We start from the raw sequence: 16262 nt of genomic DNA on the forward strand, positions 1-16262 counted from the left end.
CAGGAAACTTACCATTTCCGCTCAGGATAAGCTTGCGCAAAAGGTGTTTGATTACCAACTGGACTTTGATCCAGATACGATTTTGAAAATGACCGCCTTGATTTGCGGTACGGTAGCAGCGGTTAGCCTGCTGTCCTTATTTAAAGAGAAATAACAAAAGAAAAGGAGAAGCAGAATGGTTCTGCCAAATTTTAAAGAAAACTTAGAAAAATACGCTAAACTATTGGTTGCCAATGGTATTAATGTGCAGCCGGGTCACACGGTGGCGCTCAATATTGATGTGGAGCAGCGTGAGTTGGCTCACTTGATTGTCAAGGAGGCCTATGCTCTGGGGGCTCACGAAGTCATTGTCCAGTGGGCGGATGATTTGAGTACGCGGGAGAAATTCCTCCATGCGCCGATGGAGCGCTTGGACAATGTTCCAGACTATAAGGTGGCTGAGATGAACTATCTTCTTGAGAAGAAAGCCAGCCGCTTGGGCGTTCGTTCATCTGACCCAGGAGCTTTAAATGGCGTGGATGCTGAGAAATTATCGGCTTCTGCTAAGGCTATGGGGATAGCCATGAAGCCGATGCGGATTGCAACCCAATCCAATAAAGTCAGCTGGACAGTCGCTGCAGCAGCCGGTACAGAGTGGGCTAAGAAGGTCTTTCCAAACGCAGCCAGTGATGAGGAAGCGGTAGACTTGCTTTGGGATCAGATTTTCAAAACCTGCCGTGTCTATGAGAATGATCCAGTAGCCGCTTGGCAGGCGCATGAAGAAAAACTCAGCTCAAAAGCTAAGGTTTTAAACGAGGAGCAATTCACAGCTCTGCACTACACAGCTCCTGGAACTGACTTGACATTGGGCTTGCCCAAGAACCATCACTGGGAGTCAGCTGGCAGTCTAAATGCTCAGGGCGAGTATTTCATTGCCAACATGCCGACAGAAGAGGTCTTTACAGCACCGGACTTTCGCCGGGCAGAAGGTTATGTGACTAGCACCAAGCCTCTCAGCTACAATGGCAACATCATCGAAGGCATCAAGGTGACCTTCAAGGATGGCCAGATTGTGGATATTACTGCTGAAAAGGGAGACCAGGTTATGAAAGATCTTGTCTTTGAAAATGCTGGTGCGCGTGCTTTAGGTGAGTGTGCCTTGGTACCAGATCCAAGTCCGATTTCTCAGTCAGGCATTACTTTCTTCAATACTCTCTTTGATGAAAATGCTTCTAACCACTTGGCTATCGGTGCAGCCTATGCGACTAGTGTGGTCGGTGGAGAGAATTTCTCTGAAGAAGAGCTTGAAGCAGCGGGTCTCAACCGCTCGGATGTCCATGTGGACTTTATGATTGGCTCTGATCAGATGGATATTGACGGTATCCGAGAAGACGGCAGCCGTGTAGCAATCTTCCGCAATGGAGACTGGGCAATCTAAGATTTCGAGCTGCCCTAAATGGCGCATTCCATAATGATAGCTTCCACTTGCTTCTTGTGAAGCCTTGCTAGAAATATAGAAAGAAGGGGCATATATGATTGGTAGTATGTTTGTCGGTTTTATCATCGGCCTTATCGCCGGGGCTATTACTAGCCGAGGGGAGCGCATGGGCTGTATCGGAAAAATCCTCTTGGGTTGGTTTGGTTCCTTGATTGGTCAATTTCTCTTTGGCCATTGGGGACCAATGCTTGCTGATACAGCTATTGTTCCATCAGTGCTAGGAGCAGTTATCCTCTTGGCTATTTTCTGGAGACGGGATAGTTAGAATAGAAAAAGAGAAAAAACAACAGCTATACGAAATTATTAGCTGTTGTTTTCTTTGGTCAGTTTACAAACTGTACTTTCTATTATGAATAAACAATGATAAAGTAGAACTCTAAAGTTTATAATATTTTATTTGATTTTGAGCGGTTACATTTCCAACATAATGTTTGCAAATTATCTCGTGTAGATAATCCACCTTTAGAAATTGGAATAATATGATCAATTTCTAATAGTAAAAGACTTTGCTCTTTGGTTGATGCACCGCAAATTTGGCATGTATAATTATCGCGCTCTTTAATATAGTTGCGTAATCTATTTGTCATTAATGATCGTTGGGCTTGAATACTTTTATTATATTGAATTTGTTCTAAAAGATATTGACAGACTGCTTCAACAGTTTCGTTGTTAAAGGTTATTGTTGTTCTTTGAGAACTGTTCCCAGAGTTACTTACATATTCAAAAACATATCTAGTATATTCAATATTAATATCAGGAACATTGACTTCTAAATGTTGTATTAAATCTTGTTCGTAATATTTAATGATATATTTTGGGACTTGAACATTATTTTTAATATTTTCAAGCCTATTTTTCAAATTCCCAAGAGTATTTTCTATCCGCGAAATATTTTCGCTAATTTCTTCAAGTTGTTTTAAGCTTTCTTCGCTTGCTTCTATATCGAAATATTTGCATAGGTATTTAATAGGTTCTTCTGAAGAACGTTTAACAATATATAAAGAAGCTGGATAGACTTTATCATTATTATAAGTTCGGATATTTCTATCTCTTCGATAGTTATATCTACTTGTATTTTCAAATGATGCTAAATGAATATGTTCTCCTATAACCTTCTTTGCTTTAAAACAATTATTGTTTGGTATTGACTTAGCATACTCTGCAATGTCGTTAAACTCTTTAATTGTAGATGTAATATTATTTTTTTGTTCTAGAAAATCTGGACTATTAAAATAAAGATTTTTCATCAAATTTCTAATTTTGATGTAAATAATGCAAAAAATAAACGTACCAATTACTGTTATAATTAAACCTAAAAATTGGTTCCATAAAAAAGGTAGCAAAGAAGGTAATAAGGCTAGACATACCAACAAAATAGTGATATCAAAAAACTTTTTTATGAGAATTCCTCCTCCTAAAATTTTTTAAAATAATCTCTTCATTTTTATAAACAATAATAAAACTAGTTTTAAATTATAACATCAGTATTTTCGATAATGATATGCAAGTTATTTACTCAATCACCAACATGCTGTCTTTGACTGCAAATGGGTCTTTTTCATTAATACGGTCGTAGAACATGATGCCGTTGATATGGTCGATTTCATGCTGAACAACGATGGCATTATAGCCCTTGAGTTTGATACGATGCTTTTGACCGTCCTTGTCAAAGTAATCCACGGTCACTCGCGCATGCCGAACCACGTAGCCAGGTACTTCTCGATCGACTGATAGGCAGCCTTCACCATCGGCTAAGGCTGCATCCTGAACGGAATGGGCTACAATCTTAGGATTGTACATCAGCGTTTGCAGGCTATAAGCTTCCTTAGGCGGATTGCCCTCTTCGTCGTCAGGGTTGGGAACTAAAACAGCGATGAGCCGTTTAGAAATATCCAGCTGGGGAGCAGCTAGACCAACACCGCCGCGCAGTCCCATTTTTTCCGCCATGACTGGATCCTGGGAATGCTTGAGAAATTGCATCATCTTCTCGCCCAGGATGATTTCCTGGTCTGATAGAGGGAAGCTGACTTCCTCAGCGATAGCGCGCAGGGTCGGATTGCCCTCGCGGATAATGTCCTTCATATCAATTAAATGGGCTGGTTTGGTTAATCGTTCAATAACAGATGTTTTTTCACTCACAGACATGATTCTCTCCTTTTTTCTATCCTTCATCATAACATAAAACCTGCAAGAAATAAAGGCGGGAGCGGTTTTGACTGGCTGGGGATGCCTGCTTTTTGATGAAGCCACAGCGACCCATAATATTCCTGACAAAGAAATTGCGTCTTGGCCCAAAAAACTGTATGATAGAGGTAGTGTGAATTTTAAAGGAAAATAGAATGAAAAAATTGATGGAAAAGGTGAGTATCCTCTCGCTTTCTTTGATTCTGACTACGGCTTTTTCGATTTCCAGTGCCCAGTCGGCCATGTTTGCTTTTTATAAAGGGATTCCAGAAAGTTGGGTAGAACTTCTGGTTTCTTTGCCTTCGGCTGGGATTATGCTGATGTTGCTGTTTAATAGGGTCATTGAAAAATACCTGACAGAGCGTCAGATGATTGTGAGCGGGCTTCTGATTTTTTCACTTTGCGGGCTTCTTCCTCTTCTTAACCAGTCCTACTGGCTTATGTTTGTATCTCGGCTTGTCTTTGGGATGGGAATCGGTCTGCTCAATGCCAAGGCTATCTCGATTGTTAGCGAGCGCTACAAGGGACAGGAACGCGTTCGGCTTTTAGGACTGAGGGGATCAGCAGAAGTAGTCGGGACAGCCCTCTTGACTTTTGGAGTCAGTCGACTTCTTCCTCTCGGCTGGCAGGCTGCCTTTCTCGTCTATACCTTCGGACTAGTGGTTTTAGCGCTTTATCTGCTTTTTGTCCCTTATGACAAGGTCTTTGAAAAGCAGCAAGAACAGTCTGAATCGACTTCTAAGTTAAGTCGGCAGGATTGGCAGCTGAGTTTGTTTTTTGCCTTTGTGGCGGGGGTTATTGTACTGACTTATATTGCTATCAATGTGCGCGTGCCGGGAATTGTAGAGAAGTCTGGCATGGGAACAGCCCAAACTGCAGGCGTTATTCTTTCCTTGATGCAGTTGATTGGGATTGCAGCGGGCATCAGCTTTGCTAGTTTGACCCGTCTTTTTAGAGATAAACTGCTGATGCTTTCTGGTCTGGTTTTTGGACTGACTCAGATTATTATTGGCTTCTCACCAAATCTCTTGTCACTCAGCATGGCTACTATTAGTGCTGGCTTTGTCTATAGTGTCGGTCTGACGACCATTTTTTACACTCTGTCCGAGCGCATTTCCGCCCACCTACTCAATCAAGCCACTTCTATCGTGATTTTAGGTTGCAGTATCGGAGCAACGGCCACTACATTTGTCCTCAGTTTTATCGGGAGATTCTCCAACGTCCCAGCCTTTATCTTCAGCGTTTTGGGACTAGCTATGATTTTGACCTCGCTCTTTGTTCTAAGATTTAGCAAAGAAAAGAGCGGATTGCCCCCAAAAAGCTAGGAGGTTATACGATGCGTCTGGATAAATTTTTAGCAGAAAATGGTCTGGGCTCACGCGCCCAGGTTAAGCAGCTCCTAAAGAAAGAGCTGGTTTTGGTCAATGGCAGAGCAGAGAAATCACCTAAGACCCAGATTGATGAGACAGCAGATGAGATTATTGTTTCTGGCCAAAGGCTGACCTATGAAAAATTCGTCTATTACCTTCTCAACAAGCCGCAGGGAGTCATTTCGGCGACAGAGGATGACCGTCATAAGACGGTTCTGGACTTGCTGGACGAGACTGCCCGTCAGAAAGAAGTTTTTCCTGTCGGCCGCTTGGATATTGATACCCACGGCCTGCTCCTTCTGACCAATAATGGCAAGCTAGCCCATGCCATGCTGTCACCCAAAAAGCACGTAGAGAAAATCTACCGAGCTCAAGTGGCTGGCCTGATGAACCAAGCAGATGAAGAGCGATTTGCTGCAGGAATAGAACTGAAAGATTTCACCTGCCAGCCAGCTCAGCTCAAGATTTTAGAGCTAGACGCGGCAAAAGAGACTTCTCTCGTAGAAATTACCCTAGCTGAGGGTAAGTTCCACCAGGTAAAGCGCATGGTGGCTGCCTGTGGAAAAGAAGTCACGGATCTTCAGCGCCTCACGATGGGACCCCTACAATTGGATTCCGCACTAGCTCTTGGAGAATGGCGGAGGCTGACTGAGGAAGAAATGCAGTCTTTGGCAATCTTCGGCGTTGAATTGTAAATGAAAGAGCCTGAATTCCTAATACAAAAGAGTTGAAACAGAATCATTTGACAAAGGTAGACCTTCTTGGTAGAATAAGTATGTCGTAAAGACAAATAACTTCTTCTTGGTTGCAGGCCATGCCAAACCTGCCACTCGGATGAAGCGTAAAGAAAAGGAGTATATCATGGCAATCTCAAAAGAGAAAAAAAATGAAATCATTGCACAATACGCACGTCACGAAGGTGACACTGGTTCAGTAGAGGTACAAGTTGCTGTCCTTACTTGGGAAATTAACCACCTCAATGACCACATCAAACAACACAAAAAAGACCACGCTACTTACCGTGGTTTGATGAAGAAAATCGGTCGCCGTCGTAACCTCTTGGCTTACCTTCGTAAGAACGACGTTAACCGTTACCGTGAGTTGATCAACTCTCTTGGACTTCGTCGCTAATCATGATGCTAAGGGCGTCAAAAATCCGTATGAAAATAGGGAAACGACACCGTGTTCGATGAACACAAGGAGTTTCATCTTTTTCACTAGGATTTTAGCCCGAGCTCAAATTGGCTCTCTGACTTCAGGGAGCTTTTTCTGTTCCGTCACCTTACCTCGATATACTCAAGTATTATCTTCGGTTACGGTTACTAGCACTGCAAGGTAAAATAAACCAGATCTTCTCCCTTAGGGGAGCTTTTTTATTTTTCAAGAGAATTTTAGTACAATCTTCGGCTCGTCGCCTTGTCTAGAAACATTTTATCCTGCAAGAATGGAGCACTCTTATTTGTAGAGTGCTTTTTCTTTTTCACTGGGATCTTAGTCCGAGCACAAATCACCCCCTCTGGATTCAGAGGGCTTTTCCTTAGTCTTGCTTCTAACTCAGTCAGACTCTTTTTGTGGTCCAAAAAAGCCCTTCTATTATTTTAGAAGAACTTTTTCTATCAGCAAATTTACTCTTTCAGAAATTTTTGGATCGCAGGAGCGGCAGTGATAGCAAATCTTTCGTCGATGCGATGCTCCCCACCTTCCACAGTGATCAACTCTGCATTTGGAATGGTCTTACTCGCTTGAACAGCATACTGGTAGGGCACGACTGCATCATCAGTACCGTGGATAATGAGAGTCGGAGCGGTGATTTTTGCCTGCTCTGCTTGGATGTCAATGTCTAAGGCATCGATTAGATAAATCTTGCCCAGAGTAGTATTGTGGTGTGTCAAGCTATCAGGAAGTTGGTCGAAGTCAGGACTCCCTAGCTCATGATAAGTCGCTTTGGCATCGTCGAAAAGAACGAAAGCTGGAAAGATGAGCATGAGTTTGTGCACGCGGTCCGGATAAGCAGCAGCATAGAGACTGGCAACGACACCGCCTTGGCTAGCACCGAATAAACTCATTTTGCTCTTGTCTACAAAGGGCTCAGAAAGAAGCTTTTCCATGACTTGAGTCAAGTCTGTGAGTTCGGTCTTGACCGACATATTCAGCATATCTTGTCCACCGCTTTTCGATTGGCGGCTGCCACCGTAGAAATCAAAGCTGTAAACCAGATAACCTTGCTTTGCCAGCAGCTGACTGTACATTTCATATTGCTCAAGGGTGTTGTTCAATCCATGTGCAATGACAATAGTCGGCAATTTTTTACTCTTGTAGTCAGAAGGAGCAGTAATCTTTCCGTAGAGCTGCTTGTCATCGTATGAAACGCTGTATTCTTCAGACACGATGTCATCAGTAGGAGTCGGCTGCTTGTCGCTCTTCTCGCTAGAAGCTGTCTGTGTGGTTTCTGGCTTAGGAGGGGTAGGGTTCGGTTTAGTCTGAGAATGCCAGAAGAACAGAGCCAGTCCAGCCAAGCTCAAGGATGCTAAGAAAGCCCAAATATACTTCATAGTTCTCTCCTTTCAGTATTTGTAGTATTATAGCGGAAATGAATTTATTTTACAAGGATAGTGATTTCTTAGTTTTTGATTTTTCTGGATCTCATACAAGAAAATCCAATTCAGTCATCTAAGCGAGATTCCGATGACCTTGAGTTTTTTAGAAAATCTTGCTAAACTGTAGCTACTAAGATAAAAACACAGTTCTGGTTGGTAGTCCAGACGCAAAAAATCCATTTTTGTCAGTAACCTTCCTCCTTGGTTGTCCATTCTTAGGGATTTTTAAAGGAGGTGCTGTCATGGATAAGATTTCAATGACGCTGACAGTTTATTTTGAAGAGGGATTTTGGTACGGTCTTTTCGAGCAGGAATATGCTCAATCTTATAGAGTTTGCCGAGTCACCTTTGGTGCAGAGCCTAGCACGCAGGAATTGCTGGATTTTCTAAACCGTTATTATCATCGGTTGCAGTTTAGTCCTAGCATCAGGGTGAAAGAGAAGACTAAGTCGGTCAGTCCTAAACGCCTGCAGAGACAGGCTAAAAAAGAGCAGATGGCTTCACGTTCTTCAAAGTCTCAGGAAGCGCTGAAGCTGCAATTTGAAGAGCAAAAGAAAATCGCTCGAGTCAAGCGCAAGCAGCAGAAAGAACTGGCTAAGCAAAGGAAATTCGAACTCAAACAGCAAAAACGGTTGGAAAAGCACAAGGGGCATTGAGCCTGGTTTTTCTTATTTATATGGGAAAGTCTTCCGATGGGAGGTTTTTTTGTTTATCAGGAAATCGGTGAGTGGCTTGAAAAGCGAATTGATTTCTCCAAGTCGTTTTATTTGACAGATGTAATTAAAGATATTACAATATAATCATAAAATAAAAATTACAAGCGTAGTTTTAAAAAGGAGAGTTTATGATTGAAATTACATATTTGGATGCTGTCAAGCAGGAGCGCAAGATGACCTTTGAGTCTTATCAGGAGTTTGAGCAGTCCCAGCAAGCCTGCTTAATTGGAGTGGCAGATTATTACCCAGTTAAAAAGTTGACCTATAAAGGTCATGATTTGAACTACCAGGGCACTTACGGCGATGTCTTCTTTTTCCTGATGAAGCAGGATTTGACAAAGTTTGACTAAGAATAAAGGAGAAAAATAATGGTAAAAGCAATCACAGATGCAACATTTGAGCAAGAAACAAAAGATGGATTAGTGCTCATTGACTTTTGGGCTACTTGGTGCGGACCTTGTCGGATGCAGGGGCCAATCCTTGACAAGCTCTCAGAGGAACTTTCAGAAGATGAGCTCAAGATTGTCAAGATGGATGTCGATGAAAATCCAGCTACAGCACGCGCCTTTGGCATCATGTCTATCCCGACCTTGCTCTTTAAAAAAGACGGTCAGGTCGTCAAGCAGTTAGCGGGTGTCCATACAGCCCAGCAGATTAAAGCTATTGTGGCAGAATTGGGATAAGGTGAGTGGAAGATTAAATTAGACCTATTTAAAATTGAGGCTGCTCTGGTTATAGAGTGGTCTTTTTTATTGCGATTATAATAATAATGAGTCAATTTAAAAATTTTGTTCGAAAATTCACTTTTTAAGGTATAATAAGTAGAGGTAAATTTTCCAATGGAACGCGCTAGAGAGCTGGGTTATTTAAAACATGATGGGAATGAGGTAATGATTATTATTGAGTTGCTAAAACATCTTTTATTTGTCTTTATGATTTTTACACCATTCATCGCTCCAGCGGTTTTATGTTTCTTTGTGGGGTGGATGATTCCTAGGGAAGAGATAACGCAAAAAAGAATCATACTAGTATTAGCCTTGTTGATCCCTGTTTTGCTTTTAATTTCATATTTTGCCCCTCAGATATTAGGCCTGGTTTTTTGGAGTCTGATTTGGTTTTTCATCGGGTTGCTGCGAATGAAGAATTATACTAAGTCACAGTACTGGATAAGATGGCTTATATTTATCGCTTGTTTTAGTGCCTATATTTTGCTTTATCTCCGCTTTTTTGGATCGCTTTATTTTTATTGAACTATTTAAAAAACAGCTTGAAGATTTGCTTCAAGCTGTTTTTGTTTCTTCTTTATTCCCCCAACTCCTCGCTGTAAGCAATAATCTGATCAACTGTGTCTGACAGGAATTGGATGGTATCACGGAGTGGTTTGTCTGTTGAGATATCTGCTCCGATAATCATAGCTGACTCAAGCGGAGTCTTGCTGCCGCCGGATTTGAGTAGCTCAAGCCAGTCACGGGCACCATTTTCGTCATTTTTCAGGTGGAGGTAACCGGCAGTAGAGATGACCAGACCTGCTGAGTAAGTATAGCTGTAAAGCCCCATGTAGTAATGCGCTTGGCGCATCCAAGTCAGGGCAGCATCGTCGTCAATCTCAACGGCATCGCCCCAGAATTCTGTCAAAACTTCTTTCATGATAGCGTTGAGTTTGCTTGCACCGAAGGTTCCGCCTTCTTCAATCAAAGTATAGACCTTGCGTTGGAAGGCAGCTTCCAGCAAGTGAGTAATGAAGTTATGGAAGTAAGTATCCGTCAGACGGTGAGCAAGGGCAAAGCGTTTTTGGCGTGGGTTATCAAACTGGCGTTCCAGATAATCACTGAGCAGGAGCTCATTAAAGGTAGACGGTGCTTCCACATAGTAGGTGGACATGTGGGCGTTGAAGTAGCTTTGGTGATTGTCAGAGAAGATAAACTGACCAGAGTGGCCAATTTCGTGAATCAGAGTATAGACATCGCTCATGCGACCGGTCCAGCTCATGAGGACATAAGGGTGAACCCGATAAGGATCAGCAGCATAGCCTCCAGAGTCCTTTCCGGCATTGGCCGCAAAGTCGACCCAGCGTTCTTCCTTGTAGCGGGCAACTTCTTGACAATACTCTTGTCCGAGTGGCTCGACTGACTTCATGACGAGCTCATAGGCATCATTAATGCTGACTTCGGGATTGAGCTCGCTGTCCAAGTCCAGTTTCCAGTCAGCAAAGGTCATTTTTTCAAGTCCGTTTACCTTAGCGACATGCTTGAGGTATTTCTGAGCTACTGGGGCAAATTCGCTCATAATCAAGTCAATTTGCCGGTCAAACATAGAGCGATCAACTTCTTGCTCTGCCAGTAAGTAGTCAAAGACAGAGTCGTAGCCTTTCATGTCAGCCAGCAATTTTTCAGACTTGACCTGAGCTAGATAGGCAGCAGCGGCAGTATTTTGATGCTGACGAAGACCTTCTGAGAAAGAGCGGAAAGCTTTTTCGCGGATTTCTGCATTTTCATGGTTTTGATAGAAATTCTCATAGGTGACAAAGCTGTTTTTGTAAACTTTACCGTCTACTTCGAAGTCAGCCATGGCAAAGTCGCCAGCCCGCATCTTGGTGTAAATATCCTGTGGACTGTAAAATACCTCACCTAGATTAGTCAAGGCTTTTTCGACATCTGCTCCTAGATAGTGGGCTTTTTTGATTTTAGCCTGGCGAATGGCTGAGGTCAAATGGGGCTCTTGGCCTAGTTTTTCCAAGACAGCCTCGTCTGCACCGACCAGGGCATCATCAAAAAAGCTGAGTGCGACATTGGCCTCGGTCTCAAACTCCATGGCTGCTTGGGCAATCTGCGCAAAGCTCTCATCACCAAAGTCAGTGGTCTGTGGCATAAAGCCGTAGTTGCCAATGTGGCTGATTTGGATATAAATCTGCTCTAACTCAGCAAAAGCCTGCTCAAAATCTTCGAAAGTGCTAAGCTTGCCTTGGTAATCACGGACGAATTTCTGGATATCCTCTCTGGCCTTTTCGATGGCTCGCAGGAAGTCCTCTTGGTCTTGGTAAAGGGCCGTTAGGTCCCAGAGTTCATTTTCCGGAAATTCAGAACGATGTTTTTGCTCCATAGTCTACTCCTTTTGTCGTATATAGAAATAGTATAGCAAAAAATCCCCCAAAATGTCTTTGGGAGAGAAGGATAAGTCAGTAATTTTTAGCTGTTTATCACTTGAGTATAAAAGTCAAAGTTTCTTTGTAGCAATTTTTTTAAAAAGCAGTAGATAAGATAAGAATACGAAAATAACCAAGCCCAATAAAAGGGTAAAGACGTTTTGAGTTCCTTTTGTCATATTGGGAGCTTGATTGGCGATGACAGCTGTGACTGCAGTACCTATAGCTCCCGCAAAGGTCTGGGCCAGCTGAAACAGCGCGGTCGTATCTGCGGTTTTTTCTTTATCAACTTGAGTCGTGGCTAGAGCAAGTGTATTATTGAAGGCCATGTTTCGTCCCAAGGTAAAGCAAATATAAATCGCAATAACAGCTGTTAAGGTGAGTTCTTTTGTGAAGATAAGGAGCAAGAGTACAGCCAGGAAAAGAAGTGAATTTCCTGTAAAAAGGGTTGGTTTAGGACCATTTCTATCATAGAGCTTGCCAAAGACAGGAGAGAGGAAGGCTCCGAGCATGGTTCCTGGAAGCAGCGCAAAGCCTGCCTGAGCGGTTGAAATGTCTTTTTCTATGACTAGGAAGTTGGGAATCAGAAAATTAGCTGATAGGTTGATAAACTGAAAAATGAAGAAGGGTAAAATAGCCAATAAGACTGTTGGTTGCTTTAAAATCCGAATATCTAAGAATGGATGATCAATCTTCAAGCTCCGATAGATAAAGCAGGCTAGTGGCACTATGCAGAGAACAAGATAGAGCCAATCGATATGTCCTTCTTCTAAGCTAGAGATAGCTACAATGGCAAAGACGAGTGAGCTTGCTAAGAGGAGAAATGAGAGGAGATCAAAGGCGCGTTTCCTAGACTTTTCGGAATTTCTTAAAAAGAAAAAGCCAAGAATAAAGGAAATGATTGGGACAGGAAGAATAAAGGTATAAATCATATGCCAGTCAAAACGACTAATCATAAAACCACCGTAAGTCGGACCAATTGCTGGTGCTAGGCTGACCACCATCCCAGACAAGCCCATGTAGGTTCCGATTTTTTGCTTAGGAATACGCTCAACAATCAAGTTAAAGAGCAAAGGAATGGCTAATCCAGTAGCGCCTCCTTGCAGGATTCTCCCTATCATCAAGATGGGAAAGCTTGAAGCCAACATGGCAATCAGTGTGCCCAAGCAAAAGTTGGCCAAAGCAGTAAAGAGGATGGTCCGCTCTTTCCAATTGTGGGCTAAGGTCGCTCCTAAAGTAATCGTGATGGCCACCGCTAGTAAATACCCTGTTGTAATCCATTGCAGCGTTCCCAATCCTAACCCAAAGACCTTACTTAGATGCGGGAAGGTTACATTCATACTGGTTTCAGATAAGATGCCTGCAAAGCTGACTAAGGCTGTCGCAAGGAGCGAGAAAAAATCTTTCTTTTCAACTGTTTGATGATCTGGCACGATTGTCTCCTTTACATGTTTGAAATGAGTCACTGTATTTATTATAAAGCAAGAAGTTCGCTTTGAAAAGTGAATAGTGGCTATACCGCCATCTTATTTGATGAATCGAAAGAGAAAAAACGAACTCTGACAGCCAACTATCATCAGCTATAGAAAAGAAAAATAGGTTTTCAGTACTTTTATAGAAAAAAAGCCATTTTCAGACTTTTTCTTTTGGCTGAAATTGTGGTAAAATAAGGTCTGTACGTGCTTGATACAAAGATGAGGATATAATAAGCTGCTAAGACCATGATATTAAAGCTAAAATTCTGAGAAGGTTAGTTGTCAGCTGTGATTATGCTATGAGCTTTTGACGGGCTTAATATCTTGATCTTTGTAGCCAAGGCGTATGAAAAAATTTGAGCATATGCTCGGCAAGGAGTCTTTATGACAAAACAAGTTTTTAAAACTATTTTTGCAGGCCGTGAGCTGGTAGTTGAAACCGGTCAGGTTGCAAAGCAGGCAAATGGCAGCGCCGTTGTTCGATATGGAGAAAGTACCGTTTTAACCGCGGCAACCATGTCCAAAAAGATGGCTACGGGAGACTTTTTCCCATTGCAGGTCAACTATGAGGAAAAAATGTATGCAGCTGGGAAATATCCTGGTGGCTTTAACAAGCGCGAAGGCCGTCCATCAATGGATGCGACTTTGACTGCTCGCTTGATTGACCGTCCGATTCGCCCTATGTTTGCGGAAGGCTTCCGCAATGAAGTTCAGGTTATCAATACAGTTCTTTCTTATGACGAAGATGCTTCGCCTCAAATGGCTGCTATGTTTGGTAGCTCTTTGGCTCTCTCTATCTCAGATATTCCTTTTAACGGCCCTATCGCAGGAGTTCAGGTTGGTTATGTAGATGGTGAATTTATCATCAATCCTAGCAAGGAACAAAAAGAAGTTTCACTTTTGGAACTGACAGTGGCTGGCACCAAAGATGCTATCAATATGGTAGAGTCTGGAGCCAAGGAACTTTCTGAAGATATCATGCTGGAAGCTCTTCTCAAAGGGCACCAAGCGGTCAAAGAATTGATTGCCTTCCAAGAAGAAATCGTTGTGGCAGTCGGCAAGGAAAAAGCAGAAGTAGAATTGCTGCATGTTGATGAAGAGCTGCAGGTAGAGATTATCGCAGCCTATAATAGCGACTTGCAAAAGGCTGTTCAGGTAGAAGAAAAGCTGGCGCGTGAAGCCGCAACTCAGGCTGTCAAAGACCAAGTCACAGCAGTTTATGAAGAGAAATACGCGGACCATGAAGAATTCGACCGTATCATGCGTGATGTGGCTGAAATCTTGGAGCAAATGGAGCATGCAGAAGTGCGGCGTTTGATTACCGAAGATAAGGTCCGTCCTGATGGCCGTAAGGTTGATGAAATCCGTCCGCTGGATGCGGAAGTGGATTACCTGCCGCGCGTGCATGGTTCTGGTCTCTTTACTCGTGGGCAAACCCAAGCCTTGTCTGTTCTGACTCTGGCACCAATGGGCGAAACGCAAATCGTTGACGGCTTGGATCCGGAATACAAGAAACGCTTCATGCATCACTATAATTTCCCGCAATACTCTGTCGGTGAGACAGGTCGTTATGGGGCTCCTGGTCGTCGTGAAATCGGACACGGTGCTCTTGGGGAGCGTGCTCTGGAGCAAGTCTTGCCTAGCTTGGAAGAGTTTCCTTATGCTATCCGTCTGGTAGCAGAAGTCTTGGAGTCAAACGGTTCTTCCTCACAGGCCTCTATCTGTGCGGGCACTTTGGCTCTGATGGCTGGTGGTGTGCCGATTAAGGCTCCGGTTGCTGGTATTGCCATGGGATTGATTTCAGATGGCAGCAACTACACGGTTCTGACGGACATTCAAGGTTTGGAAGACCATTTTGGCGATATGGACTTTAAGGTAGCTGGTACTCGCGAAGGGATTACCGCCCTGCAGATGGATATTAAGATTGAAGGAATTACAGCAGAAATCTTAACAGAAGCTCTGGCTCAGGCTAAGAAAGCCCGCTTTGAAATCCTGGACTTGATTGGAGCGACGATTCCTGCTCCACGTCCAGAGTTGGCTCCAACTGCTCCGAAAATCGACACCATCAAGATTGATGTGGACAAGATTAAGATTGTCATCGGTAAAGGTGGAGAAACCATCGATAAGATCATCGCTGAGACCGGTGTTAAGATTGACATTGACGAAGAAGGAAATGTATCCATCTACTCCAGCGATCAAGACGCCATCAATCGTGCTAAGGAAATCATTGCTAGCTTGGTCCGCGAAGCAAAAGTGGATGAAGTTTACCATGCCAAGGTTGTTCGGATTGAGAAATTCGGTGCCTTCGTCAACCTCTTTGACAAGACGGATGCCCTCGTTCATATCTCAGAGCTGGCTTGGACTCGGACCAACAACGTCGAAGATGTCGTACAAATCGGTGATGAAGTGGATGTCAAGGTGATCAAGATTGATGCCAAAGGCCGGGTAGATGCTTCCATGAAAGTATTGCTGCCGCGTCCACCAAAGTCTGATAAGCCAAAACATCATCATGACAAGGGGCATCATCCGCGCAAGGAGCACAAGGGTCATAAGGATCATCAAGAAAGCCCTAAAACAGAAGAATAAGAGGTCGCTTATCCCTATAGATCTCATCAAAAATCGGCAGAGGCGAGCCTAGTTCTCGTCTCTCCTTGTTTAGAGAAGGAAGGAGGCTAGCATGGGTTGGTGGAAGGAATCCATTGATATTGTAAAAGAAAATGACCCGGCGGCACGAACGTCGCTGGAAGTCTTGCTAACCTATCCGGGCATCAAAGCTTTGGCGGCCCACCGCCTCTCGCATTTTTTGTGGCGGCACGGCTTCAAGTTGCTGGCGCGCATGCACAGTCAATTCTGGCGTTTCTGGACCCAGATTGAGATTCATCCCGGTGCTCAGATTGAGTCAGGTGTCTTCATCGACCATGGCAGTGGCCTAGTGATTGGAGAAACAGCTATTGTGGAGAAGGGAGCCATGCTTTACCACGGTGTGACACTAGGCGGTACGGGCAAGGATACAGGCAAACGCCATCCGACCGTGCGTCGAGGTGCCTTGGTCTCTGCCCATGCTCAAGTCATTGGACCAATTGAGATTGGTGAAAAAGCCAAGGTCGGAGCCGGTGCAGTTGTAGTGGCTGATGTTCCTAGTGATGTGACAGTGGTTGGCGTACCAGCCAAGATTGTCCGTGTCCACGGTGAGAAGGACGAGCCGACCATTCACGAGGTAGAGGAGAAGCGGGAATACTATCTAGACAAGCTAGAGCATGCCCGCGAAGCCAGTCACCATTCGTCAAGTCTTTAGAAAAGG

General features: G+C 43.5%; 16 protein-coding genes. 11 read left to right on the top strand and 5 right to left on the bottom strand.

Annotated features, from left to right (window positions below; translation table 11 throughout):
- The first annotated feature begins 175 nt into the window (after positions 1–175).
- Together O3621_RS03845 and O3621_RS03850 are read left to right on the top strand one after the other, a co-directional pair.
- Positions 176–1417, top strand: a complete 1242-nt coding sequence (locus O3621_RS03845) for an aminopeptidase (protein ID WP_371513723.1) — start codon at positions 176–178, stop codon at positions 1415–1417.
- Between the two features lie 94 nt (positions 1418–1511).
- Positions 1512–1742: a GlsB/YeaQ/YmgE family stress response membrane protein gene (locus tag O3621_RS03850; RefSeq protein WP_002893807.1), complete on the top strand. Its 231-nt coding sequence runs from the start codon at positions 1512–1514 to the stop codon at positions 1740–1742.
- 118 nt (positions 1743–1860) lie between these two features.
- Here the strand turns inward: O3621_RS03850 and O3621_RS03855 are convergent, their stop codons facing one another.
- Both O3621_RS03855 and def read right to left on the bottom strand, forming a co-directional pair.
- Positions 1861–2724 carry an HNH endonuclease gene (locus O3621_RS03855; RefSeq protein ID WP_231082611.1) on the bottom strand — a complete coding sequence of 288 codons (864 nt, stop codon included), beginning with the start codon at positions 2722–2724 and terminating at the stop codon, positions 1861–1863.
- Positions 2725–2989: 265 nt separating this feature from the next.
- Positions 2990–3622: a peptide deformylase gene (gene def, locus O3621_RS03860; RefSeq protein WP_048773951.1), complete on the bottom strand. Its 633-nt coding sequence runs from the start codon at positions 3620–3622 to the stop codon at positions 2990–2992.
- 194 nt (positions 3623–3816) lie between these two features.
- Here def and O3621_RS03865 point away from each other — a divergent pair, with 194 nt between their 5' ends.
- From O3621_RS03865 to rpsO, 3 genes are all read left to right on the top strand, one after another.
- Positions 3817–4986 (top strand): MFS transporter, encoded by a 1170-nt coding sequence (locus tag O3621_RS03865; RefSeq protein ID WP_227965441.1) that lies wholly within the window; start codon positions 3817–3819, stop codon positions 4984–4986.
- A gap of 11 nt (positions 4987–4997) precedes the next feature.
- On the top strand, positions 4998–5726 hold the full coding sequence (locus O3621_RS03870; RefSeq protein ID WP_371513725.1) for a pseudouridine synthase: 729 nt from the start codon (positions 4998–5000) through the stop codon (positions 5724–5726).
- A gap of 166 nt (positions 5727–5892) precedes the next feature.
- Positions 5893–6162 carry a 30S ribosomal protein S15 gene (rpsO, locus tag O3621_RS03875; protein ID WP_004193424.1) on the top strand — a complete coding sequence of 90 codons (270 nt, stop codon included), beginning with the start codon at positions 5893–5895 and terminating at the stop codon, positions 6160–6162.
- Positions 6163–6656: 494 nt separating this feature from the next.
- Here rpsO and O3621_RS03880 read toward each other — a convergent pair whose 3' ends face one another.
- A complete protein-coding gene (locus O3621_RS03880) occupies positions 6657–7583 on the bottom strand; it encodes an alpha/beta fold hydrolase (RefSeq protein ID WP_314448617.1) in 927 nt (308 codons plus the stop codon).
- A 287-nt stretch (positions 7584–7870) separates the two neighbouring features.
- Between O3621_RS03880 and O3621_RS03885 the strand changes: the two genes are divergently transcribed.
- The 4 genes from O3621_RS03885 to O3621_RS03900 all read left to right on the top strand — a co-directional run bounded on the left by O3621_RS03885 (position 7871) and on the right by O3621_RS03900 (position 9594).
- Positions 7871–8284 carry a YjdF family protein gene (locus O3621_RS03885; protein ID WP_314448615.1) on the top strand — a complete coding sequence of 138 codons (414 nt, stop codon included), beginning with the start codon at positions 7871–7873 and terminating at the stop codon, positions 8282–8284.
- Positions 8285–8472: 188 nt separating this feature from the next.
- Positions 8473–8694: a DUF4649 family protein gene (locus tag O3621_RS03890; RefSeq protein ID WP_002899027.1), complete on the top strand. Its 222-nt coding sequence runs from the start codon at positions 8473–8475 to the stop codon at positions 8692–8694.
- 18 nt (positions 8695–8712) lie between these two features.
- Positions 8713–9027 (top strand): thioredoxin, encoded by a 315-nt coding sequence (gene trxA / locus O3621_RS03895; RefSeq protein WP_125337654.1) that lies wholly within the window; start codon positions 8713–8715, stop codon positions 9025–9027.
- A 156-nt stretch (positions 9028–9183) separates the two neighbouring features.
- Positions 9184–9594 carry a hypothetical protein gene (locus tag O3621_RS03900; protein ID WP_049541501.1) on the top strand — a complete coding sequence of 137 codons (411 nt, stop codon included), beginning with the start codon at positions 9184–9186 and terminating at the stop codon, positions 9592–9594.
- Between the two features lie 52 nt (positions 9595–9646).
- Here O3621_RS03900 and pepF read toward each other — a convergent pair whose 3' ends face one another.
- Positions 9647–11443, bottom strand: coding sequence for an oligoendopeptidase F (gene pepF / locus O3621_RS03905; RefSeq protein WP_314448608.1), 1797 nt, complete (start codon positions 11441–11443; stop codon positions 9647–9649).
- 114 nt (positions 11444–11557) lie between these two features.
- Positions 11558–12919 (bottom strand): MFS transporter, encoded by a 1362-nt coding sequence (locus O3621_RS03910; RefSeq protein ID WP_032910563.1) that lies wholly within the window; start codon positions 12917–12919, stop codon positions 11558–11560.
- A gap of 426 nt (positions 12920–13345) precedes the next feature.
- On the opposite strand from O3621_RS03910, the gene pnp reads away from it, so the two are divergent.
- On the top strand, positions 13346–15547 hold the full coding sequence (gene pnp / locus O3621_RS03915) for a polyribonucleotide nucleotidyltransferase (protein WP_314448604.1): 2202 nt from the start codon (positions 13346–13348) through the stop codon (positions 15545–15547).
- Positions 15548–15638: 91 nt separating this feature from the next.
- On the top strand, positions 15639–16256 hold the full coding sequence (cysE, locus tag O3621_RS03920; protein ID WP_002899011.1) for a serine O-acetyltransferase: 618 nt from the start codon (positions 15639–15641) through the stop codon (positions 16254–16256).
- The last annotated feature ends 6 nt before the right edge of the window (positions 16257–16262 follow it).

This window comes from Streptococcus sp. 20925_1_22 (genome assembly GCF_041431685.1).
Taxonomy (GTDB): domain Bacteria; phylum Bacillota; class Bacilli; order Lactobacillales; family Streptococcaceae; genus Streptococcus.

What these genes read in the sequence shown, in the direction of transcription:
- O3621_RS03845 (WP_371513723.1), top strand. Translation starts at nt 176, where the DNA reads ATGGTTCTGCCAAATTTTAAAGAAAACTTAGAAAAATACGCTAAACTA.
- O3621_RS03850 (WP_002893807.1), top strand. Translation starts at nt 1,512, where the DNA reads ATGATTGGTAGTATGTTTGTCGGTTTTATCATCGGCCTTATCGCCGGG.
- O3621_RS03855 (WP_231082611.1), bottom strand. Translation starts at nt 2,724, where the DNA reads ATGAAAAATCTTTATTTTAATAGTCCAGATTTTCTAGAACAAAAAAAT.
- def (WP_048773951.1), bottom strand. Translation starts at nt 3,622, where the DNA reads ATGTCTGTGAGTGAAAAAACATCTGTTATTGAACGATTAACCAAACCA.
- O3621_RS03865 (WP_227965441.1), top strand. Translation starts at nt 3,817, where the DNA reads ATGAAAAAATTGATGGAAAAGGTGAGTATCCTCTCGCTTTCTTTGATT.
- O3621_RS03870 (WP_371513725.1), top strand. Translation starts at nt 4,998, where the DNA reads ATGCGTCTGGATAAATTTTTAGCAGAAAATGGTCTGGGCTCACGCGCC.
- rpsO (WP_004193424.1), top strand. Translation starts at nt 5,893, where the DNA reads ATGGCAATCTCAAAAGAGAAAAAAAATGAAATCATTGCACAATACGCA.
- O3621_RS03880 (WP_314448617.1), bottom strand. Translation starts at nt 7,583, where the DNA reads ATGAAGTATATTTGGGCTTTCTTAGCATCCTTGAGCTTGGCTGGACTG.
- O3621_RS03885 (WP_314448615.1), top strand. Translation starts at nt 7,871, where the DNA reads ATGGATAAGATTTCAATGACGCTGACAGTTTATTTTGAAGAGGGATTT.
- O3621_RS03890 (WP_002899027.1), top strand. Translation starts at nt 8,473, where the DNA reads ATGATTGAAATTACATATTTGGATGCTGTCAAGCAGGAGCGCAAGATG.
- trxA (WP_125337654.1), top strand. Translation starts at nt 8,713, where the DNA reads ATGGTAAAAGCAATCACAGATGCAACATTTGAGCAAGAAACAAAAGAT.
- O3621_RS03900 (WP_049541501.1), top strand. Translation starts at nt 9,184, where the DNA reads ATGGAACGCGCTAGAGAGCTGGGTTATTTAAAACATGATGGGAATGAG.
- pepF (WP_314448608.1), bottom strand. Translation starts at nt 11,443, where the DNA reads ATGGAGCAAAAACATCGTTCTGAATTTCCGGAAAATGAACTCTGGGAC.
- pnp (WP_314448604.1), top strand. Translation starts at nt 13,346, where the DNA reads ATGACAAAACAAGTTTTTAAAACTATTTTTGCAGGCCGTGAGCTGGTA.
- cysE (WP_002899011.1), top strand. Translation starts at nt 15,639, where the DNA reads ATGGGTTGGTGGAAGGAATCCATTGATATTGTAAAAGAAAATGACCCG.